Origin of the sequence: Vreelandella venusta, assembly GCF_007989605.1 — a bacterium.
GTDB classification, from domain to species: domain Bacteria; phylum Pseudomonadota; class Gammaproteobacteria; order Pseudomonadales; family Halomonadaceae; genus Vreelandella; species Vreelandella venusta.
On sequence record NZ_BJUL01000014.1, the window covers coordinates 22430 to 43681 of the forward strand.

Consider the following 21252-nt stretch of genomic DNA (forward strand, 5'->3'; position numbering starts at 1 on the left):
ATTCAACATTGACTGAGTTAATCGTTAATTATGCTGCAACAAAGCATTGTCATTGGCCCTTTGGGTTTCAGCCTTCATCAGCTGGTTTTAATAGTGGCTTTTTTGATAGCGCTTCTGGTAGGAGCGTTACTAGGGCGGCGACACCGTGTAGCGGTCGGCGATACGCTTATAACGATATTTTTTATTGGCCTCCTGGCTGCTCGAGTCGCGTTTGTCGTGCGTTATTGGGAAGCGTATGACGGTATTATTTCCCGCTTAGATATCCGTGACGGTGGCTTTGATTTAGCAGCCGGTTTTATTGCTGGACTGAGTTACGCGAGCTGGGCTCTCTGGCGCTCTGCTGGCCAACGCAGGCCTTTAAGCGGCGCCTTGTTTGCGGGATTGCTTACATGGGGGATGCTGGTTGGTAGCACGCTGTTCATCGAACAGCAATCGCGCCCACTCCCTCCCACCGCTTTATTAGACCGAAACGGCCACCCTACCAGCCTACCCCAGCTTGCCAAGCAAACGCAGCAGCCCCTGGTTGTTAACCTTTGGGCAAGCTGGTGCCCTCCCTGTATTCGAGAAATGCCTGTTTTTGAGGAAGCTCAAAATACCCAGCAGGACATCACATTTGTGTTTGTTAATCAGGGGGAAAGCGCCCAGCACATTGAGATATTTATGAATCAGCATGACCTTTCACTTGAGAATGTGTGGCTTGACCAAAGCAATGCATTAGGGAGAGCAACGGGGGCTCACGCCATGCCCACTACCCTTTTTTATAATGCGCAAGGAAAACTCGTGAACACGCACTTTGGCGAACTTTCCCGGGCAACGCTTCAACAAGGCTTGAAACGATTACGTTGAGATAACCTCCTACCTTGCTCATAACATTACTGGCTTACACTGCGTATCTTTCAAACATAAGGACTTACTTATGAAATACTTTTCCCTGTCTCGCTTAAGCACCTTGTTACTATTAACGGGCATTGGCAACCTCTCGACAGGCTATGCCGAAGAACTGCCTGCACCGGTTCAAGCGCTCACCAACCAGGGGATAACGATTCACGGCCAGTTTGAGGCACCAGGGGGCATGCGCGGTTTCGGTGCTAGCGTGCAGGGCCAAGAGCTGGCGATTTATTTAACACCTGATGGCCAACACACCATTATCGGCACACTAATGGATGATCAAGGCAACGACCTCTCCGAAGCACAGATAGAGGAGCATGTTCGAGTTCCGCTTGAAGCGCAAACTTGGGCGTTACTGGAAGAGAGCCACTGGATTCAAGATGGCGATGAAAACGCGCCGCGGGTTATCTATACCTTTACCGATGCTAACTGCCCCTACTGTCGCCAGCTGTGGCAACAAAGCCGCCCCTGGGTAGAGGCTGGTGAAGTGCAGCTGCGCCATATTATGGTGGGCATCTTAGCCCCGAACAGTCCCGCTCTGGCGGCCACGATACTTGGTGCAGACGACCCTTCTGCCGCGCTACATGACCACAGCAGCGGCGATTCACTTTCAGCCCGCGCCCAGCCTAGAGATATTGAAGAACAGGTCTATGCCAACAATCAGCTTTTTGAAGAGCTAGGCCTGTACGCTACGCCCACCAGTGCCTTTCAGCGCGAGACAGACAGTGGCAGTTTACGTATCGACCGAATTCAAGGCTTACCCAGCGAGGAGCGCTTAATTGAAATGATGGGCGGTGAAGCGCCTTAAAGCAAACTATATAAGCAAGTTTTAAAGCTTCCATCCACTATCCTCAAACTAATCACTAGCCCGTGGGTTATACCACCACGGGCTAGTGATTTTTTCCTGACGCGTTGATTGCGATGCTTGTATCGCTGCTGCTCAGCTAGTTACTCGTCTGAGAGGTTTTCAAAACGCGGCATACCGACGTTCCATGGCTGGATATCGCCTTTTTCGCCAAAGTTCGCATGGTCGCCAAGGACATGGCCATCATGCTCACGTACTTGCCCATAAAGCGAACGCTTATGGAATGTGGGACCGAAGCGCTCTAGTGTCTCAGCAACGTCACCCGTGTAACGGGGGTCTTGCGGTCGCTCTTGGCTAGTCATGTAATAGGCAATGTCCCAGGCATCCTGGTCACTTAACGAGCGTGGCTGTCCGAGCGGCATGTTGTTGTAAATAAACCCTGCAGCGGTATCTACTCTGACTATGCCTGCGCCCCAGTTATTAGAGCCATCGCCCCAGGGGGCAGGGAACACATACTCGCCGTTCTCATAGTGCCCAGCGCCGTCGTTTTGATGACAAATGGCGCAATTTTCTTGGTACGCCGCTTCACCACGAGCGTAATCGGGGGATTCATCTGGCTCGCCTGGCGCAGGAAAACCACGCCCATAGATAGGCTGACTGGGGTACATTGGCGCACCGGTAGCCAGCCATTGGTGATAAGCGCTGAGTGCGAGCATCTCATCACTACCATAGGCAGGTGGCGTACCATTCATCGAGTAAGCAAAGCAACCTGCAATGCGCTCTTCAAGATTGTTAACGTGCTGATTTTTACCCCTGAAGTCAGGCAGTGTGACTGCTGCGGCCCAGACAGGGGCACTAAACGGCTGACGCCCTTCGCCTAAGTGGCAGCTTGAGCAGTTCATGTCATTAAAAACGTTTTCACCGCGCAACTGCTGGGTGTTGGTAAATAGGTCATAGCCATACCGAATGACCTTTTTCAGCTCTGGATGGATATCGGCGTCTTCCAGGTCTGCCATCGTCGGTGGAACATGAACGAGTTCGCCCTCTTGCGGTGCAGGAAAGCCAAGTTCTACTAACTGCTGATAGGGCGCTTCGCTCGATGATGAGTCGCCAGCATTATCAGCGAAAGCGCTGACGGCTAGTCCGGTAGCTAATGAACAGCCTGTTAGCGCTAGCACGAGACGTTTTTTATGCAAAATCATTGCGCTACCTCCCCTTCTTCACTACCGACTTGGGCACTAACGTCCTGGGTGGCATACCACGCTGACACCGCCTGGATATCCTCATCGCTCATGCGCTTGGCAATGGCTCCCATCAAGTTTTGGGGATCATTATGGCGCTGATCATTTTGCCAAGCATGCAGCTGGTTGCTTATGTAACCAGCGTGCTGACCTGCAATACCGGGGAACACCTCCCCAACGCCAGTGCCATTCGGGCCATGACAGCTCTTGCATGAGACAATGTAGGCATCCCAATCTCCACGCTCAGCTAACTGTTCGCCACGGGCCAATAACGCGTCGTCCACATCATCGCCACCCTGGCCAGGGGTGATAGGCATTGCGCTATAGTAGGCGGCAACATCTGCTATTTGCTGGTCATTAAGCATGTTAGCAAAGGGCATCATGGTGGCGTTTTGGCGACGTCCCTCTTTAAAATCGTGTAGCTGCTTAACGATATAATCAGCATTAAGCCCAGCCAAACGCGGCCACGACTCACCTCCAGGTATGTTCATCCCGCTACCGTTAGCTTGATGACACGCTGTACAGGTTGCCGCGGCGGCCTGGCCACGCTCGGCATCGCCGGCTTCGGCAAAGGCCACACCTGCGAGAGTGCTACCGCCTATAAGGCTGGCGCCCATCAACAAACTAAACTTGCCCCACGGTTTTTTATTCATATATCCCCCTGACTGCTATTCGTTATTTACTTACCTGCCTGCTAGTACTAGCCATTGCCCATTGACAAAGATGATGCAGCGAGCACTATCAAATAACCTCAGTTCGTGCTCGTTGGTCATCCAACGCCGTAGGAATGGTTAAATGGGCGCTAAATCCGCCGGTCTGGACATTTTCAAAGCTTACCCAGCCCCCAAAACGCTCAACAATTGCCGCCACAATTGCTAAGCCCAAACCGCTACCTTGCTGCTTGCTCACGCGCCAAAAACGCTGCGTTAACTGTTTTAGTGTAGCGTCATCGACGCCGCTACCCTGGTCATGCACTGTGAACGTTACGTGATGCTGATCAGCGGTATACTGTACGTTTAACGCTACAGGCTGCTCACTTGCCCCATGATGCAGTGCGTTATCCAGTAAATTACGTAGTGCGGTTATTGCCAGCTCTCTAGGCATGGCAACGCATACTTGGGGTAATTGGGAGAGAACCTGGCACTGCCCTGCGGTTGCCATGCTGTCGGCGATCGCCACATCAACAATCTCACTTACCTGACTTGGCTCGCCATCGTCAAAGCGCATGCGCCCTTCGACTCTTGCTAACGTCAGTAACTGATCTAGCGTATGTGCCAGTCGAACCACCCCCGCCTCTGCGCATCTGAGCGCTTCTTTCGCCGTTTCGCCGTCGGCTCGCTGTGCCACTTGTAGATGGGTTTTAATCGCCGTTAAGGGCGTACGTAACTCATGAGCGGCGTCGTTGGTAAAACGCTGCTCACGAACAATGGTTTGTTGAATTCTTACGAGCAACCCATTGAGCGTATCGATCAACGGTTTAATCTCTTTCGGCACACCATAGGTAGACACAGGTGCCAATGCTTCCGGATGACGACTGGCAAGCGAAGCACGCAGCCTTGTTAGCGGCGCCAAACCACGCCAAACAACTACCCAGAGCGCAATTAAACTCCCCGTTAGTGCCACTACAAACGGCACCACAGCAACGCGAAATACATCGCTAAGCAACATGTCCCGCTCATCCATCCGGTCGGCGGTAGTAATGACCAGATCGCCACGTTCATAGGTAAAGACACGCCAGGTAGTATCGCCCTCCTGCCGGTAAGCATGACCACGCTCACCCGGTGTCAGTATGGTTTCCATATTGGCATGAGTGCGGGCAATGATATCGCCACGGGGAGAGTGCACCTGACAGGCCAACCCCTCGATGGGCGGGATAGACAAAGCGTGAGATTGACTCTGCTCCCAGACATCTTCAGGCAGTTGAAGCACGAGTCCCGCGACCATGCGTGCCGACTGAGCTAGGCGCTGATCCAGTGTTTCGACGAATTTGTTTTCTAGATCATTGAGCAACCAAGCCGCAGCAACACCCCATAGCAGTCCCAGCGTCACCCCTAGGGTGAGCAATAGGCGGGCTCGTAAACTCATTGTTGCCCCTTATAAGGCATGCCGGGAATGTGGACAGCCTCAGGCTTGCCTAACCGATAGCCCAATCCACGAACCGTCTCAATGATGCCACTGCCTAATTTCCGGCGTAGGTGGTGGATATGCACGTTCAGTGCATTGCTCTCTACATCGTCACTTAACCCGTAGAGGCTATCTTTTAGCTGGTCGGCAGAAAGCACGCTGCGTGGCGAATGCAAAAAGGTCTCTAAAAGCACCAGCTCTCGGCGTGATAGCGTTACCAACTGACCGGAGACTTTCACTTCACGCGCATGAGGATCTAGCGTCAGAGCCCCATGCACCGTCATACCCTGGCTGCGGCCCGATACTCGCCGCAACAGCGCATGAAGGCGAGCCACTAACTCATCAAGGTCGAAAGGCTTTACCAGATAGTCGTCTGCTCCGCACTGCAGGCCGTCGACACGGTCTCGTACCGCATCCCGCGCCGTTAGCATTAATACCGGCGTAGCGTTGCCCTGGTCACGCCACGACTGCAGCAGTTGCAAGCCGTCGCCATCGGGAAGACCGCGATCAAGTATCACAACGTCGCTTGCCACTGACTGCATGATTTGTTCCGCGGCTTGAATCGTGGACACATGATCGACAACAAAGTCATACATCATTAAGCCGGAACGTATTCCTGATGCGACAAGCGGATCATCTTCGATAAGCAAGACGTGCATGACGGTTTTCCTTTTATTACTGCTAGCATGGCAAACGCACATTAACCCAGCATTAAGCTAACGAGCGGTGCCATAAACTGATTACAAAAGCTGATTTTTCAAAGCTCATTCACAAAAACTCATTCACAAAAAACTGCTATAAAAACGCCCTTGCCTATAGAGACAAGGGCGATAGCAGTGGTTTATACATTAACGCTACTGGCTAATACGTTTTGCGATAAACCAGCCTGCCACCATCGCGGCCAACAACGCCAATAACGGCAATGAGATCCCACCAATGGAGGCGATAGCAGGGCCAGGACAGTAACCAGATAGACCCCATCCAATGCCAAATAGCGCTGCGCCACCCAGCAGCTTGCCGTCTAACGCTTGCTTAGTTGGAAGCTGAAAATTAGCGCTAAACAGCGGCTCGCCACGGGCAAATACCAATCGATAGCTTACAAACGTGGTGCCTACTGCACTGCCCAACACAAACATCAGCGTTGGATCCCAAGCGCCAGCTACATCAAGGAAGCCAAGTACACGGGCAGGATCCGTCATACCTGAGATAGCTAACCCAAGCCCGAATAGTAAACCAGCGATATAGCCAGCAGCGGTTTTTACTGTTGCACTATTCACACCAGTGTTCTTCATATCACGCGCCTCATACACCACCTCCAATCACATGACGCATCACATAGACCGTGGCGATCGCTGTGAGCAGAAACACCCCAGTGGCGGCCATCGATCGCGGGGATAAGCGTGCTAAGCCACAAACGCCATGGCCGCTGGTACAGCCGCTGCCAAGCCCTGTGCCTAACCCAACTAACAGACCGGCGATCAACATCAGCGGCACACCGCCAGCGGGGGGCCCAATCACCACACCGGGAGCATCGGCAACGTTACCCAGCCCGCCTCCCATTGCCATCACCAGTAATGGGCCACTCACCAGCCCAACCACAAAAGCCAAGCGCCAAGCGCTGTCGCCTTTGGGGCGCTGGGTTATTAAGTTTCCAATAATGCCGCTAATACCGGCGATGCGTCCCAAGGCTCCCATCAGCCACACCGCGGATAAGCCTATCAATACACCACCAACGAGCCCTTGCAGGCTTGCCATCCAGTCCACAGGTATCTCCTTGCTGTGCTACTGATTGTTTTTACAGGTTGAGATGCCCAGCAGAGGATACAGTGGGCAAAAATTAAACAGCCCTGTGGCGAGTGGTACAACGCCAACCCACCCCCATGCACCGATGGTGCCGGTAAGCGCCAGCATGATCAGAATAAGACCAACAACGATTCTTGCGACTTTGTCGATACCACCAACGTTTGCTTTCATGTTCTGCTCCTCGATGATCAATATCAGTTAAAAACGGTTGATAGGGACTTTTAGATAGACAACGCCATTGTCGTCGGCAGGCGGCATCTCTCCCGCGCGCATGTTGACCTGTACGGAAGGAATGATGAGTTTAGGCATACCTAGCGTGGCGTCGCGCTCGGTGCGCATTTTCACGAACTCATCTTCCGTAACGCCTTCGTGCACATGAACGTTTGCATTACGCTGCTCCGCCACGCTGGTCTCGTGCTGATAAACGTCTCGACCTGGTGCTTTATAGTCATGGCATAAAAACAGCCGCGTTTGCGGCGGCAGTGCCAACACCTTTTGGATAGAGCGATACAGCGTACGGGCATCACCACCGGGAAAATCACAGCGTGCAGTGCCGTAATCTGGCATAAATAGTGTGTCGCCAACGAAGGCCGCGTCGCCTATCACATAAGTAAGACAGGCAGGCGTGTGACCCGGCGTATGCAGCACGCGCCCTTGAAGACTGCCAATGGTGAACGTATCGCCTTCGTTAAACAGCGCATCAAATTGGCTGCCGTCCCGAGCAAACTCAGTACCTGCATTGAATGCTTTACCAAAAATTTCCTGCACGTCGACAATGTGTGCACCAATCCCGGTTTTGCCACCTAATGCTTGGTGTAAATAAGGCGCCGCAGAGAGGTGATCAGCATGCACATGGGTTTCTAAAATCCATGTCACTTCAAGGTCGTTATCACGAATAAACTCAATAATCTCATCCGCAGAACGTACATCCGTATGTCCCGCGGCATAATCGAAATTCAGTACCGAATCTAAAATAGCGCAGGCATTACTCTCTGGATCTTGCACTACATAGCTAAAGGTGTTGGTGGGCTCATCAAAGAAGTGGGTAACAATAGGATATTGCATTCTGTGCCTCCCGCTAATGGCAAGTAGTGATGCTGCTATGCAATCATCATAGACCATAAAATGTTATATGTTTATACTTTTTTGGAATTTAAAGCCATTTCTTGAGCACGGTCAATATTGCTCGCCAACCAGTTGTCACGAGACAAGAAAGCACCTCGCTGACTTGCATTAGCCGATGGGCTATTTTTTGTTTAATAAGCGCCTGACTATGACTCCACCCCAGCCCTCCGAGCCGCTCTCGTCATTCCCGCAGGCCCTTAGCGGGAATCCATGTTGACCTGGGATTTCGGGCTGCTGCAGGCCAAGGTCAAGGTGGATTCCCGATAACCCCACTCGGGAATGACAGTGCGGTGAATCGAGAATGACAGTGCGGTGACTCGAGAATGACAATGCGGTGGCTCGAGAATGACAGTGCGGTGACTCGAGAATGACAATGCGGTGACTCGGGAATGACGTGCGATGCACGCTTTGGGAGGTGGCCACTTTGCTATATGGGGCTAGGGGGTAATGTCAGTTAGCCTTAACTAACATTACCCCGCTGTCTAGGAGACGCTGCGATTACATGGCGGCATTAGCGGTGAAATGAATGGTCTAAACCTCACCCTGGTTATCGAGCTCTACCGCTTCATGCATACGGGCTAGCACCTCAGGCATCGCCGCTTGCACACGGTTCCAACTGGGAATGAAGGGGCGTTCGCGAGGGTTATCTAAAAACAGATTGCCAGCTTCTAGTAAATTGCTGGCAAATAGCTCCACCGCTTGCTCTTCACAGTGGCGGTCTAAACTTAGTCCATTCATTGTCGCATCGTGATCATAGGCCTCAATGAGGTCTAAGGCTAAACGGTAGTAGGTTGCTTTGAGCGTCCGAAAGTCTTCGCTGCTAAAGCTAACCCCTTGGGTAGCCAACTTACGATACAGCGCTTTCGCGATATCCAGACTCATTCGGTTCAAGCCGCTGGTAGCGTCCTCTTCACTAATAGGCTGATGCTTATGGTCATAGGCGTCGGCAATATCTACCTGACATAGCTGACGATGGGAATAGTTACGCTGCAACTCCGACAGTACGCCAATTTCTAACCCCCAATCAGCGGGGATTCGGATGCCCTCTAGTACATCGCTGCGCATAGCAAACTCACCCGATAACGGGTAACGGAAGCTGTCTAAATAGTCCAAATAGGGTAACGGGCCACAGACAGTTTTCAAGGCACGTAGCAGAGGCGTCACCATCAACCGAGAAACACGCCCATTAAGCTTTCCTTCGGCGATACGCGGGTAATAGCCTTTACAAAAACTATAGTTGAAACGGGGATTCGCGACGGGATACATAAGGCGCGCTAGAAGGCCACGGTCGTAGGTAAGAATATCGCAATCGTGAAGAGCAACGGCGGTGGAGCGACCTGAACTCAGCACATAGCCAGCGCAATACCAGACATTTCTTCCTTTACCTGGCTCTAATGCCCCCAAACCATGACACTCTAATTCTTGGTCGATGGCGCGCAAGCGCGGACCGTCATTCCATAGGATTCGAGTGTGCTGGGGTAAGCGCGAAAAGAACTCCCGTGCATATAAAAACTGCTCCCGGTCTGCCCTGTCCAAACCGATAACAATCTCATTGAGATAAGGCACTTTCACCAGCTCATCAACAATCGCCGACAGCGCAGGCCCTTCCAGTTCAGAAAAAAGCGAGGGCAAGATCAGCCCCATTGGGCGGCGTTTGGCAAACTGACAAAGCTCCTGCTCAAGTGCCGCAACAGGACGGCGCGTTAAGTTGTGAAAATCAGTAATCACACCATTTTGATGAAAATCACTCATACGCTAGCCTCCCGTGACGGGTAAACTGATGCAGCGACGTCATCCACTGGCGTCATTTTTAGACGCCTATCATCTCGCCCCCACCAGTGGGCTACCCCCTCAGCCCAGCCTGTTGGTCCAGTTGCGTTTGTTCGATATAGCGCATGGTTTTGCGGCTCAACATTAAGTGCGTGGCAACCTCGAATCACCACAGCTTGATCGACAGTTTCCAGCATCGTGATATCGTTTGGGCCATCACCCAAGCCCAATGAAAGTGGCTGACTGCCTCGTAATGCAGTAAACCGCTTAATTAGCCACTCAACAGCACCACCTTTGTCAGACAAGCGCCCAATCACGTGCCAAAAGCGCCCCCCTTGTGTGAGTTCAAGACCATCGCCTTCAAGTGCCACGCGAAACGTTTCAAGTGCAGCTGCGGTATCTTGCCAAATAAGTGGCTCACTTCCCTCTCGCTGCCGCGCAGCTTTCGCACGGGTTTCATCAAGCCCGGTTAACGCCATTACCTGCTGAAGACTTAAGTCGCCCATTCGAGTAAACCTAACACCCAGACGCTTGCGCCAAACATTGAGTCGCGCCCTAATGAAACCACTATCAACACCGGTGTGCTTAATAACGACGCCATCTCGGCCATTACCGGGGCGGTCTAAACGCGCATGGCACCAACCTGGCGGCAGACCAATGACGGCACCATTCTCGGCAATAAAGGGAGTCGCTGTTAGCCCAAGGGCTTCCCGAAGTGGGATGAGTTCAGCACGAGTTTTACTAGTGACCGGTATAACCGGAACCCCTAACGTTTTAAGGCGGGCAAGCCAGTGCTTGGCAGGTGAAAAATCATAGCTGTGGTGATCTAGTAATGAACCGTCCAAGTCAGTGACGACTAAACGCGGTTGAAGCGCTGGGTCTAAGTCGCTTGGTAACTGAGCATCACTGGGCAACGCAGTACGCCTGTGTTGGGTCATAGCACCACCTTTTTGCGATCTTAAAGTTGTTACACACGTCCACTTTTAGATAAGCAATCAAGCAGTTTGTATGCCAATACGGTTTTATCTTTAATAATCATAAGATTAGCTACTAATAAGTAGCTGTCTTTTTATAAGCACCCAAGCAACGCAATTTTGACGCACCAAAATAGCGCGCAAATAAACTGAAAAAAGCTCGACACACCCTTGGCAAAAGCTCACAAATATCTATACTAAAGCTGTACCCACTGGCAGCCTTGTACACCCCCTCACCTGATGCCAGTGGGCTGCAGTGAGCCAAGCCCTTTCATACCCGTCCCCTCCGGCGGGTTTTTTTTGATCTATTCCTTAGTCCACGTGAATAACTACCTCAACGCGACGGTTGCGCGCCCGACCTTCCACAGTATCGTTATCTTCTAGCGGCTGGGTGGCCGCTAGCCCAACTGCTCGTAACCGCTCTGGAGCAACCCCTGCGGCTTCAAGTGCCTCTACGATCGCTATCGCACGCGCACTTGAAAGCGCCCAGTTGGACGAAAACTCTGGGGTATTAATGGATTGGCTGTCAGAGTGCCCCTCCACCCACACTTCCCCGTCGAAGCGCTGGATGGTATCCATCAAAGACCCCACTAGCGACGAACCGCCTTCTGTCAACTGGGCATCGGCAGAGGGAAATAACAACCGATCTTGTACACGCAGGCTGATCCCTTCGGCGACTCGGGAAACTTCAACACCTTCCAAGTTAGGTAGATACGTCGAGGTCTCCACGCGCTCAGACAACCTCTCATCAAGTGCTAACGCGCTATTCATCGCCACATCGGACACTGTTTGCACATTAACCGGTGGACGATCGGTGAGTACTACCATGTAATCCGCCAACGGTGAAACAGACTGACGTTCATCGCTAGGCAGCAACAGCTGTGGAAGCCTACGATTGACTGTCGATGGCTGGGTATCTATCGATGCTTCCTCAATCCGCGCCAATAAAGGAGGCACATCCGCAACAATAGAGCGAGTTTTTGGCAACCCTGCCACACCCAACGCAGCGCTAATCGCAAATGGGCTAAGCGTATCGCTACTAGGTGATATGCCTAGTACCGCGCGCTGTTGGCGGGCTTCAGCAAGCGTATCCGGCAGAGGTATCTCTATAGCAGGCGATGACTCATAGCCGTCCTCATCGGCAGCTTGTTGCTGAAACAGTGATGGGCTTGTCACATTAGCCGCAGCAATAATAATAACGAACAGGGCTACCAGTAGCGTCATGATGTCAATATAGCTAATCATCCAACCGCTATTACTTTCATCTTCTGGATAGGCGGTTAGCAATGAATCATGGCGCGGACCAGTGCGGTGGTCTTCAAGCATGTGGGGCATCACTCATTCAAGTTTTTAACCTCGTGGCCGATCTAGGGTAAGCGTGGCAAACTAGTCTATCAAAAGCCGTTTCGTAGCGAGAAGGAACAATCAGGTGCGCACCCGACCTATGTCATCAAGAGCTGCTTCATTATCGACAATGTCACCATCCATGGTTCAACTATTGCGCCCTGCCTGTATTGGACTGGCGAGCCTGATGCTAAGCGGCTGCTTTTATGCCAACACATCGCAGGCCCCCATTGCGACTACCTACCCCTATAGTGAACAGCAGCGTATGCAAGCAGCTCAGCACTGGGAAGTGCTGGCCCAACACGAAGCGACGGGCATTCTTCGCAATGAACGGGTTCGCTTTAGAGACCTCCATATTCCAGCGCAAGAGCATACGTCCGTTAGCGCCTATTACGGTGGCGAATTTGAACGTGGTTTTCGCAGGCTATTAACAAGTGAACTAGTGTCTCGTGGTGGAAGCGTGATGACACACCCCAGCACTGGCGGTGCCACCGTTCAAGTGGACGTGGAAGTTGTTGAGCATCGTGATCGCGGCTATATACGCCCACCGTTTGGCACTTACACCGCCCTTGCCGGTGGCGTAACCGTGGCTAGCATGGCATTGGGAAACTGGAGCGAACCTGCGCTTGCATTAATTCCCGCTGCGATGGTGGCAGATACAACCAGCGGCAGTTGGACGCAAGAGGGCAAAGAGGAGGTTATCATCACCACCCAGATCGTTGATAATGACCGAATCCTCTACTCCTCTTCTAATATTTATTACATAAATGCTGGTGACCGGCGTCACTATGCGCCACATCGTGTTCCTCAAGCGCCTGCAACTCCAACTGTCTCTATCACCGATACTTGGTAATTACATGCTTTCACTCTCTTCCTCTCTGTCTCCGCTGCGCGGCCTAGCAGTTGGCGCTCGTCAGCTTATCGCTGCGTTGCTTATGCTGTCTTTGGCGGGTTGCACCGCACTTGGCAATAACAATAGCATGCAACATGCTGAGCCTCAGCCAGACCTCTCTGAGCTAGCTCACGCGGCTGCCGCGCAAATGGTTGCCAGCAACCCGAACCTTACACGCTATAGCCCGATGATCGCGGCTACTTTTGTAAGTATTGATAACTTAAGCCAATCATCTACATTTGGCCGTATTAGCTCAGAAATTATGGCGTCAGCTCTTGCAAGGCAAGGCATGCAGGTACGCGAAGTCAAAATGCGTGACAGTATGTTTATTGAAGAAACCGTTGGCGAATTAATTTTATCCCGCCAAGTCCAACGTCTTAGCGCCCAGCACAATGCACGCTCAATACTGATGGGTACTTATGCACAAGGCCAGGACTATCTCTATGTGAGTGCACGAGTCGTTCGCGCTGGCGATGCGATGGTGCTTGGCAGCGCTGACTTTAAACTGCCGCTGGATAATAACACCCGCAGCTTATTGGAAGGTCAAGGCGGCTGGTAATTGATTCACCGCTTGCCGCGACACGAATGAAAAGGATGAACATGCCCACCCGCACAAGCAAACCACTTATCGTGGCCACTAGTCGCTTGATAAAACTATGCGCAAACATTACCAAGCTGCTTAGCTATATATTCCATGCCGTTCTGCCAAACAAGCGCTTCACGCTGCCAGCCTATGCCGCACCCTGGCTAAAGCCTAAACACAGTTCGACTATTCCACGTATTATTTGGCAGACTAACTTTACCAATAGAGTGACCCTTCCGGTTTATCTGAACTATTTGTTCAATCGTCTCATGGCTCCTCGCTTCGAATATCGCTTCATGATTACCGATGCGCGCAGTGATTTCATTAAGGAAAATTTCGACGACGCCCTATTCACTAGCTATTCAAAGTTACAAATTGGTGCGGCGCAGGCTGATTTTTGGCGCCTTATGGTGCTTTACAAATACGGCGGCGTTTACCTTGATATTGACGCACATGCCATCTGGCCGCTTTCCCGTGTTGTCCCTGGTGATATTGACGAACTCTACGTCACCACCCGTAAGGGCGAGCTAAGCAATTACTTCATCGCCAGCAAGCCAGGTAACCCCAACCTACGCAGACTGATTGATCAAGTGCAGCAAAACATTGAAGAGAACACTCTCACCAACGTATTTGAACTTACGGGTCCTGGCGTATTTATTCAGCTATTAGATCAACGCACCGTCCCCACAGTGTCGTACCGCCACGCCTGTAATCAAGGAAATTTCACTAACGAGCATTTCCAGTATATTGATAAAAAAGCAGGAAAATGGACTAGAGAGCAGAAAAAAGTTGCAATTGTCGCTTCTGAAACCGTAGAACAATCCACAACCTCACCGCATAAAAACGACTCATAAGTTAATAAACGTCGGCCTATATCCAGCCACAGCTGGTAATAAGCCGACGTTTAGACGCTTACGCTTTATAGCATTTTGCTAATCTTGAAGAGCTCTATTGTAAGCACTGTAACATCCCCATATAACAGCTAACCAAAACGCATAAAACATTGCACCGCTATTATGGGCTAAAAAGGTTTGGGAAAGTCCAAAATCAATGAACGCAACCGGAAGCAGCGTACCTGCCAGCGCTAATGCTCTTATCTGCAGGTTTTCGTGCACCACCCCAGAAGCAAACATTTTCAGCGGCACCATGTAGAGCATCACGAGAGCAGCTAACCCCACTACCCCCCTCTTGGCCAGCGCATCGATAAATTCATTGTGGGCATGACCAAATTGAGCCGCCACCGGAGAGATAGTTTGTTGCTGCCCCAAATTAATCATCGCCGCTTCATACCCCGATTCTCCCCAACCTAGCAGTGGACGCTGAATGATTAATTGCGATGCCCCACGCCACATTTCAAAACGTAACCCAAGAGAGGTATTACTCTCCTCGCCTGAAACATACAGGCTGATATCGCTAATCGCCGAATTAACGCGCTGCTGAACCCCCGTCTGAGGCAGTACAAATACCAACGTAGCCAGTGTCACAACCAGCCCAGCCACACTCACTTTTAGCGCCAACGGCAACTGACGCCCAAAACCACGATAAAGAACATAACCAATGACAGGCAGACCCACCCATCCACCACGGCTACCAGACATTAGCGACCCTAGCATTCCCAGCAAAGCCCCTAGTAGCAGTAAAACCACCCAAATGGCGCGTCGACGCTGAAGCACCGCCCAACCTAAACCTGCTAGACATAACACCCCCATCAACATGCTTAGGTTGCCAAACTGGATGGGATGTAAATAGCCACCAACACGCTCTATTCCATTGCCAAACCGCTGCCATAACCCCCAGCTACCTGCTCCTATGGCGCCCAGCGACAACCCGCTCCATAACCATGTCTGGCGTGGCGGAAAGCGTAAAATGAGTAGCAATACTGGAATGGCTAGCAAAAAGCGTAATGGGCGATCAAAGCCCTTAGCGCCTAGATCTATAATGGAAAGCCCCCCCACAACCACTCCGTAGACCACTAACGTCAAAATTATCCAGCGGTCTTTCGAAGAGAGTGAATAAGGCGATTGCAAAAACAATAGGGAAATGCTGACAAGTAATAACAACAGAGGGCCAATGGAATAACCCGATGGAACAATGAGGGCCAAGGCTCCCATTAGAAACACTGCAATCCCAGTAACACTTCTTAGAGACTCAGAAGGAAAAAAAAGACGACTAAACATAAAGGTAGGCGACCCAGCGGTTATATGGAAACCACGAATAGTAGCATAACCACCCACCTGAAGATGCCACAGCCATGCGCAATATAAGAGACATGACGATGGTATCGTTAGATAGCACACAGTCGGGAGCAATAGGGGGCAAATAAAGTAGGTGGGCAAGCAAAGATAGGGGGCCTGAGCATCCTCCGGCACCCTACCCCATAACGCGCATAAAGTTTCTTATATCACTGTTTGAGCAGAACATTTAAGCCATTACCCCGTTCCTGGATCAATAGCCCACTTCCAGGAACAGCGCTCGCCGAAGTGCTGCGCACAGTACAAATACGTTGCTTTATGGTTAGTGCTTGCGCTGCTCTGGCAGCTCTTTTTTGAGTGCATTTGCGTAGGCAGCGCGAGCTGTTTGAGCAATCGCAAGCTGCTGGTTAAGACGCTGAATCTCTTGATCCGTAAGACGAAGATTTATCAGTTGATTACGGGCATTTTCTGAGAGATCGGAAAGATTATATTCCTGGCCATCAATAGTGACTGATTTGGCTTCTTGCTTTTCCATAAAAGCTCCTTAGTAAATCAAAATAAAGTTTAATGCGACAATATCGCTACATCTTTTCTATTGCTTATCGGTTATAAACCGATATATAAAATTACCTATCACTTGGAGAGTGATCGAGAATTCAGCATTTCAAATAAACGACCAATATTAGCGTCACTAGGCAGACGTTGTGATGGCCTAGTAGGATGGCGAAGCGCAAACTGACTTAACGTTTTAGCCGGTATAACACTTGCCATTGACGCCACTCGACAACGCCAAGTGAAGTGACAAACTGAAGAGCTGTCAACCGTTACCGCTCCCCAACCAACAACGCCAAGCCCTTTAATATATACGACTAGCGTATCCCCCTCCTGATAGCTATGCCCACCCGGCACAGCGTGTAAAGGGCATGATACGTCAGACAGTTCAACCCACTCTCTTGGCACCGTGTGCCAATAACATCGGCCTGCAGGTAGACTGAGAGGCTTAGGTAGTGCATTTCGCAAGTGCTGCTGGCAAAGCGTTCGAGCCATTGAGTAGTGCGCCAATCGCTCACGCAGCTCAGCAATATGCGCGTCTACCTGCTGAAGGTTCATCAACTGAGCACGCGCACGCGAACTTAGTACCCACGTAGGGTATCGACGTCCTTCCAGCACGACGCTTTTGGGCATTTTAGACATTAGGCTCCAATCTCGTCGCCTTTAAAATAAGCGCTATATTCTACTGAATTCACCTCGCTTGGTAAAAAATCTTTTTTCAAAGCCCAGCAGTAACCTTATAAAGCTAAATTTATTCAGTACAAAAGGCAAAACGTCGTGACGAGCGGGATACTGCTACCCATCTAACCGTTAACTCAGAAAGCAAGAAATCAATCAACCTCAATCATCAAAACTTAGCTGTAGGTCATCACTCTCTTCAAACCACTCATCTAAGCTTTCAACATTCGGCGCAGCCGCGTGATGTAGGCGATAAAGTTCAGCTAAGTTATTTAGACGATGTTGGGATAGTAATTGCGCATAGGCAAGGCTAAGCCCTCCCGCATCACGCAAATTTGATAACGCTTCGGGGGCTAGGGCATTAAGGCGTTTTTCATCAATACGATATAAGCCTTCGACTTGCTGAACTTGCTCATTATCGCCTTGTGTTTTCAGCGGCCACGGCTGAATTAGCTTCTCATTTGCCAACGCATTGACTGCACGAGCGGCCAATGCTTGCCCCTGCATCACTTTATTCAAGAAGCTACGTAGCTGCTTTAACGTCTCTGAATCCTCACCGCTGTCATTGAAACAGCGCTTACCCTGCTCGTTGGCATTAGCCAGCCATAGGCCACTATCCATATCGATACAAAGCGACCACTGGCGCTGGTTTTGGTTAGGTTGTAAACGGAAGGGATAAGCACGATACAGCGCCGGGATATACCCCGTCAGCCAGCGACCGTTTGGCGCCACACAGAGGTTAACGTTTTGAGTCAATGATTGGACAGCCACCAGCTGATAACGACCCGCCCCCACCTCACGAAATGCAAGGGGAACCGATTTCAGAATGTGGGGCACTTCTTCCAGTGATATGGCAACTAACGTTTGATCGGAGGCAAAAAGATAATCCACATAAGGCAACCAACCGCCCTGAGCGTGCTGATTAGCATCTAGCGGTACATATCGTGACATATGCTTACCTATTTTATATTCAGACAAATGAGTAAGCCCCACCTAGCAAGCTAAGTGGGGCTTATGTGCACAACAGATGCTTATGACAGGTGACAAACTTACTTAGCAGTCACCCATCATTTGAGCAGTGTCGCTTAGGCGATGTTGGCGTCAACCAGTGCCAGAGAATCACCGAAGTCCAGAGTACCAACCAGCTCTACAGTGTAGCTAGTAGAGTCGTTTGCAGAGTTGATATCGAAGACTTTGTACATGCCCTTATTACCAGACTCAACCATTACGATGCTGTCAACACGGCCGTTGTCGACAGTGTTGCCAATCGCGTCACGGATATCATCGGCATTCAGGTTAGCGAAGGTAGTGTCCGCATCGAAGTCGGCTGCATTGAAAGACACGAGGTTAACTTCATCGTTAGCAACGTTATAGTCATTTGAACCGACAGTTGCACGATTAACACCATAGCTGGTGAAGTCAAGGATATCGTGGCCGTTAACGTCACCAACGGTGAAGTTAACGATATCGTTGTTGCCGAACTGATCAACAAGTACTAGCGTGTCATTGCTGAATTCGCCGGTACCCAATACAACAACATCGTTGCCAGCACCAACGTCAATGGTGTTGTCGCTTTCAGCTTCGCTGTCAGCGCCACCAAGCGTTTGACCAGAAACATCAGAATCTACCTTCTCACCGTAAAGTGCATTGATAGCCGCTAGGCCATCGGTAGAGGTAGTGTTGCTGTTATGATCGCGGAAAGAGATATCCAGCGCGTCAAGGTTGTTGCCATCGATCAGAGATTCGATGTTCAGGATGTTGCCATCGCCATCGAATGCTTCCAGCAGGTTGGCAAGTACGTGGTCGTTATTAACCGCGTCTTTGATAGCCTGGTTAACCTGCAGGGTGCTGATAGTATCGCCAGTGTTGCCACCGTCGGTGCTCGGTACGTCAACCCATACGGTCTCGTGGCCTTTAAAGGATACACGAACCTGGATTTCAGCACCTTCGTCAACGCTGAACGTCTGCTTAACGCCATTCGCAGTGTCGGACAGTGAAGTATCGCTGTTGGATACATCTGTCGGCATTGCGCCAGCAGCGGCAGTGGAGTTGAACTCCCAACGATCGTTACGGAAGCCAGAGTTGTCAGCGTAGACAACATCGTTACCTGTGCCTGTACCGATAACGGCATCGCCTGCACCCCAGGTGCGAACAACATCATTACCTTCGCCAGTGGCGATGGTCAGGTTAGCGTTCAGCTGCTGATCAGAAAGGTCAGCCAAGTCGTCGAAGCTTACAGAGTCTTCAAGAGTAATGAATGTCTCAACGACATCATCACCTGCGCCAGTGTCGACTACAACGTTAGCATCTTCACGCGCCATCAGCTCATCAGAAAGCGCCAGAGAAACCTGGTCGTCGCCTGCAGCGGTGGTGTAGTTGAAGGTAGCGTTGTCGCTCTTCGGATCGACGTCATCGTCCATCGCATCCAGATCACGCGCCACTACTTCTTCAGTGATGATAGCGTTCAGTTTGATGTCGCCGTTATAGCTACCACCATTGAAGTCCTGAACGTCAACCAGACCGTAAGCTGTTGTGTCAGCGCCAACCAGATCAGCTAGGCCAAGAACAGCTTCGCCATCCTGCTGACCAACGAGGAATTTACCTTCACCTTCCAGGTTGATTTCTTTCAGGAACTGAGAGCCATCAACATTAGCACCGGTATTTCCACGACCAGCAGAGTCAGACTCCAGACGCGTCAGCCAGACAGTGTTGTCTGCTGTGACGTTCATCTGCTCAATACCTTTGTCAGAGTTAGACTGACCAACCAGGTTGATAGAGCCGCCTTGTGAGCCGTAACCAATGTTATCCAGATTCAGATTGGTTTCGATCAGCTCCTGAATGCTTTGCGGCGCTTCAGTGCTCTGCTCACCGTACAGTGTGAAGCCACCCGCAGAAGCGTCTTCGCTGTAGGTAAAGTTACCACTTTCGATCTGACGACCTTTGCTGTCGGTCAGTACCAGGGTAGTACCTGAAACCTGAACACCTTGGTCATCTTGAGCGCGGAACTCGCCGCCCAGAGTGGCTTGGAAGCCTTCCAGAAGCGGATCGTCGCTAGCAGCAATCGCGTTTTGTACCGCAGTCAGCAGCTCGGGATAAGTTTCTGCAGCGAAGATGTCTTCAGACTGCAGGACAACTGTTTCGCCGCCGACAGAGAAACGGAAACCGTTAACCGGCAGGTCACCCAGCGGACGGTTGGTCTGTGCGGTACGCAGGTCAAGCAGGTCAATAAACAGCTGGGAATCCGCGCTGCGGTCTTCAGCGGTCAGTACCGGGCTCAGGAACAAGCCGTTGTACTGCTCACCTGAGTGCAGTTGGTCAGCCAGATTGAAAGTGTAGTCTTTAGAGCTGGTAACTACTTGGCCAGCTTCGTCCCACTCGATTTTGCCAATGTTGCTGACGGTAGTACCACCAGTGCCATTTTCAACGGCAACGTAACCGCCATCGGCGTCTTCGGTGCCAGGAACAAACACTAAACGACCTTCATCGTCGATAATGAAAGAACCGTTACCGCCAACAGAAGTTGTATTGTTGAAGTCGATGTTAATGGTTTCGGACGGTTCGCCGCCGTCACCGTCACCGTCGCCACCGTCAGAAGGAATACCAGCAACAACCGGGCCTAAGTCCAGTGCATCAACATCGGTATCGGCGTCGACTGTTGACAAGAACTCAGCTGCGTAATCATCAGCTGCTTCGCCTGAGTGCTTATCGCCAGCGGCCACAGTGTACTTATCTGCTGCTGCTACTTTTGCTTCCAGCGCAGAGGCGTCTTTAGCGTCAGTATCTGTCGCGTTCTGAACGATTGTCAGAGCGATAGTCGCCAGATCTAATTCACCAGACTCAAGCTTTTCGGTGTAAAAAGCCAGGCCTTCAGCATCAGCATCACGACCAAACGCTTGCTGATAAATACCGTTAACCAGTTCTTCGTTGTCTAAATCACCAAAACGCTCTGTGAACTCAGCAGAGTTACCGAAAGCGCTGATGGCGGCGTCAATTCCGTTGGCTTCAATTTCTTCTGCCCAAAACTGCAAGCCAGCTGCATCAGCCGGACGGCCGTAATAAGCTACATACAGTTGTTGAGCCAAGTTCAAATTCTCTTGTGTTGCCATGGGACTATAGTCTCCTTGCTTAAGAAAGATACCACCTACGATAGGCGGCTCTTATCACCTTGAGCGCTCAAGGTATTTCTAGGTTCCTCAAATAGTGCAGTTTCAGCGTATGGTACGAACCTATACTGCTGATACTCTTACACTACATAACAGTAGCTGGAACACGCCTAATGTA

General features: G+C 51.0%; 21 protein-coding genes. 5 read left to right on the forward strand and 16 right to left on the reverse strand.

Annotated features, from left to right (window positions below):
- Positions 1 to 93: 93 nt before the first annotated feature.
- The gene (locus tag HVE01_RS14790) at positions 94 to 846 is read left to right on the forward strand and encodes a TlpA family protein disulfide reductase (protein WP_307725262.1); all 753 of its coding nucleotides are present in this window, start codon (positions 94 to 96) and stop codon (positions 844 to 846) included.
- A gap of 70 nt (positions 847 to 916) precedes the next feature.
- Complete coding sequence (dsbG, locus tag HVE01_RS14795; RefSeq protein WP_146944910.1) at positions 917 to 1696, forward strand: thiol:disulfide interchange protein DsbG; 780 nt, start codon at positions 917 to 919, stop codon at positions 1694 to 1696.
- Positions 1697 to 1836: 140 nt separating this feature from the next.
- Here the strand turns inward: dsbG and HVE01_RS14800 are convergent, their stop codons facing one another.
- From HVE01_RS14800 to HVE01_RS14850, 11 genes are all read right to left on the reverse strand, one after another.
- Positions 1837 to 2895, reverse strand: coding sequence for a c-type cytochrome (locus HVE01_RS14800; protein ID WP_171880183.1), 1059 nt, complete (start codon positions 2893 to 2895; stop codon positions 1837 to 1839).
- Positions 2892 to 3587 carry a c-type cytochrome gene (locus tag HVE01_RS14805; RefSeq protein WP_146944911.1) on the reverse strand — a complete coding sequence of 232 codons (696 nt, stop codon included), beginning with the start codon at positions 3585 to 3587 and terminating at the stop codon, positions 2892 to 2894. The genes HVE01_RS14800 and HVE01_RS14805 overlap by 4 nt, the downstream gene beginning before the upstream one ends.
- An 88-nt stretch (positions 3588 to 3675) precedes the next feature.
- Positions 3676 to 5019, reverse strand: coding sequence for an ATP-binding protein (locus HVE01_RS14810; protein WP_146944912.1), 1344 nt, complete (start codon positions 5017 to 5019; stop codon positions 3676 to 3678).
- Complete coding sequence (locus HVE01_RS14815; protein ID WP_125749995.1) at positions 5016 to 5717, reverse strand: response regulator; 702 nt, start codon at positions 5715 to 5717, stop codon at positions 5016 to 5018. Before HVE01_RS14815 ends, HVE01_RS14810 begins: the two co-directional genes overlap by 4 nt.
- A 195-nt stretch (positions 5718 to 5912) precedes the next feature.
- Positions 5913 to 6350 (reverse strand): DUF6691 family protein, encoded by a 438-nt coding sequence (locus HVE01_RS14820; RefSeq protein WP_186808853.1) that lies wholly within the window; start codon positions 6348 to 6350, stop codon positions 5913 to 5915.
- Positions 6351 to 6360: 10 nt separating this feature from the next.
- Positions 6361 to 6822 carry a YeeE/YedE family protein gene (locus HVE01_RS14825; RefSeq protein WP_125749998.1) on the reverse strand — a complete coding sequence of 154 codons (462 nt, stop codon included), beginning with the start codon at positions 6820 to 6822 and terminating at the stop codon, positions 6361 to 6363.
- 18 nt (positions 6823 to 6840) lie between these two features.
- Positions 6841 to 7032, reverse strand: a complete 192-nt coding sequence (locus tag HVE01_RS14830; protein ID WP_125750001.1) for a YgaP family membrane protein — start codon at positions 7030 to 7032, stop codon at positions 6841 to 6843.
- Between the two features lie 27 nt (positions 7033 to 7059).
- Positions 7060 to 7926, reverse strand: coding sequence for an MBL fold metallo-hydrolase (locus tag HVE01_RS14835; RefSeq protein ID WP_146944913.1), 867 nt, complete (start codon positions 7924 to 7926; stop codon positions 7060 to 7062).
- A 591-nt stretch (positions 7927 to 8517) separates the two neighbouring features.
- Positions 8518 to 9738, reverse strand: a complete 1221-nt coding sequence (locus HVE01_RS14840; protein ID WP_146944914.1) for a glycosyltransferase family protein — start codon at positions 9736 to 9738, stop codon at positions 8518 to 8520.
- Complete coding sequence (locus tag HVE01_RS14845; RefSeq protein ID WP_146944915.1) at positions 9735 to 10694, reverse strand: HAD-IIB family hydrolase; 960 nt, start codon at positions 10692 to 10694, stop codon at positions 9735 to 9737. The genes HVE01_RS14840 and HVE01_RS14845 overlap by 4 nt, the downstream gene beginning before the upstream one ends.
- A 348-nt stretch (positions 10695 to 11042) precedes the next feature.
- Positions 11043 to 12056 (reverse strand): OmpA family protein, encoded by a 1014-nt coding sequence (locus HVE01_RS14850; RefSeq protein WP_146944916.1) that lies wholly within the window; start codon positions 12054 to 12056, stop codon positions 11043 to 11045.
- 160 nt (positions 12057 to 12216) lie between these two features.
- Between HVE01_RS14850 and HVE01_RS14855 the strand changes: the two genes are divergently transcribed.
- From HVE01_RS14855 to HVE01_RS14865, 3 genes are read left to right on the forward strand one after another with little or no spacing between them, the layout of a single operon-like run.
- Positions 12217 to 12927: a hypothetical protein gene (locus tag HVE01_RS14855; protein WP_125753689.1), complete on the forward strand. Its 711-nt coding sequence runs from the start codon at positions 12217 to 12219 to the stop codon at positions 12925 to 12927.
- 4 nt (positions 12928 to 12931) lie between these two features.
- Positions 12932 to 13525 carry a FlgO family outer membrane protein gene (locus HVE01_RS14860; protein WP_125750016.1) on the forward strand — a complete coding sequence of 198 codons (594 nt, stop codon included), beginning with the start codon at positions 12932 to 12934 and terminating at the stop codon, positions 13523 to 13525.
- A gap of 41 nt (positions 13526 to 13566) precedes the next feature.
- Positions 13567 to 14403, forward strand: coding sequence for a glycosyltransferase family 32 protein (locus HVE01_RS14865; protein WP_146944917.1), 837 nt, complete (start codon positions 13567 to 13569; stop codon positions 14401 to 14403).
- A 78-nt stretch (positions 14404 to 14481) separates the two neighbouring features.
- On the opposite strand, the gene HVE01_RS14870 is transcribed toward HVE01_RS14865, so the two are convergent.
- The 5 genes from HVE01_RS14870 to HVE01_RS14890 form a co-directional block, all read right to left on the reverse strand.
- Positions 14482 to 15660, reverse strand: coding sequence for an O-antigen ligase family protein (locus HVE01_RS14870; RefSeq protein ID WP_244973737.1), 1179 nt, complete (start codon positions 15658 to 15660; stop codon positions 14482 to 14484).
- A gap of 403 nt (positions 15661 to 16063) precedes the next feature.
- Positions 16064 to 16276, reverse strand: a complete 213-nt coding sequence (locus HVE01_RS14875; RefSeq protein WP_125750025.1) for a DUF6447 family protein — start codon at positions 16274 to 16276, stop codon at positions 16064 to 16066.
- Between the two features lie 98 nt (positions 16277 to 16374).
- Complete coding sequence (locus tag HVE01_RS14880) at positions 16375 to 16935, reverse strand: hypothetical protein (RefSeq protein ID WP_146944919.1); 561 nt, start codon at positions 16933 to 16935, stop codon at positions 16375 to 16377.
- 198 nt (positions 16936 to 17133) lie between these two features.
- Positions 17134 to 17922 carry a SapC family protein gene (locus tag HVE01_RS14885; protein WP_125750031.1) on the reverse strand — a complete coding sequence of 263 codons (789 nt, stop codon included), beginning with the start codon at positions 17920 to 17922 and terminating at the stop codon, positions 17134 to 17136.
- A 134-nt stretch (positions 17923 to 18056) separates the two neighbouring features.
- On the reverse strand, positions 18057 to 21077 hold the full coding sequence (locus tag HVE01_RS14890) for a DUF4214 domain-containing protein (protein WP_125750034.1): 3021 nt from the start codon (positions 21075 to 21077) through the stop codon (positions 18057 to 18059).
- Positions 21078 to 21252 lie beyond the last annotated feature (175 nt).

Excerpts from the sequence above, each read along its gene's own strand:
- dsbG (WP_146944910.1), top strand. The coding sequence starts at position 917 with ATGAAATACTTTTCCCTGTCTCGCTTAAGCACCTTGTTACTATTAACG.
- HVE01_RS14800 (WP_171880183.1), bottom strand. The coding sequence starts at position 2,895 with ATGATTTTGCATAAAAAACGTCTCGTGCTAGCGCTAACAGGCTGTTCA.
- HVE01_RS14805 (WP_146944911.1), bottom strand. The coding sequence starts at position 3,587 with ATGAATAAAAAACCGTGGGGCAAGTTTAGTTTGTTGATGGGCGCCAGC.
- HVE01_RS14810 (WP_146944912.1), bottom strand. The coding sequence starts at position 5,019 with ATGAGTTTACGAGCCCGCCTATTGCTCACCCTAGGGGTGACGCTGGGA.
- HVE01_RS14815 (WP_125749995.1), bottom strand. The coding sequence starts at position 5,717 with ATGCACGTCTTGCTTATCGAAGATGATCCGCTTGTCGCATCAGGAATA.
- HVE01_RS14820 (WP_186808853.1), bottom strand. The coding sequence starts at position 6,350 with ATGAAGAACACTGGTGTGAATAGTGCAACAGTAAAAACCGCTGCTGGC.
- HVE01_RS14830 (WP_125750001.1), bottom strand. The coding sequence starts at position 7,032 with ATGAAAGCAAACGTTGGTGGTATCGACAAAGTCGCAAGAATCGTTGTT.
- HVE01_RS14835 (WP_146944913.1), bottom strand. The coding sequence starts at position 7,926 with ATGCAATATCCTATTGTTACCCACTTCTTTGATGAGCCCACCAACACC.
- HVE01_RS14840 (WP_146944914.1), bottom strand. The coding sequence starts at position 9,738 with ATGAGTGATTTTCATCAAAATGGTGTGATTACTGATTTTCACAACTTA.
- HVE01_RS14845 (WP_146944915.1), bottom strand. The coding sequence starts at position 10,694 with ATGACCCAACACAGGCGTACTGCGTTGCCCAGTGATGCTCAGTTACCA.
- HVE01_RS14850 (WP_146944916.1), bottom strand. The coding sequence starts at position 12,056 with ATGCTTGAAGACCACCGCACTGGTCCGCGCCATGATTCATTGCTAACC.
- HVE01_RS14855 (WP_125753689.1), top strand. The coding sequence starts at position 12,217 with ATGGTTCAACTATTGCGCCCTGCCTGTATTGGACTGGCGAGCCTGATG.
- HVE01_RS14860 (WP_125750016.1), top strand. The coding sequence starts at position 12,932 with ATGCTTTCACTCTCTTCCTCTCTGTCTCCGCTGCGCGGCCTAGCAGTT.
- HVE01_RS14865 (WP_146944917.1), top strand. The coding sequence starts at position 13,567 with ATGCCCACCCGCACAAGCAAACCACTTATCGTGGCCACTAGTCGCTTG.
- HVE01_RS14870 (WP_244973737.1), bottom strand. The coding sequence starts at position 15,660 with ATGGGAGCCTTGGCCCTCATTGTTCCATCGGGTTATTCCATTGGCCCT.
- HVE01_RS14875 (WP_125750025.1), bottom strand. The coding sequence starts at position 16,276 with ATGGAAAAGCAAGAAGCCAAATCAGTCACTATTGATGGCCAGGAATAT.
- HVE01_RS14880 (WP_146944919.1), bottom strand. The coding sequence starts at position 16,935 with ATGTCTAAAATGCCCAAAAGCGTCGTGCTGGAAGGACGTCGATACCCT.
- HVE01_RS14885 (WP_125750031.1), bottom strand. The coding sequence starts at position 17,922 with ATGTCACGATATGTACCGCTAGATGCTAATCAGCACGCTCAGGGCGGT.
- HVE01_RS14890 (WP_125750034.1), bottom strand. The coding sequence starts at position 21,077 with ATGGCAACACAAGAGAATTTGAACTTGGCTCAACAACTGTATGTAGCT.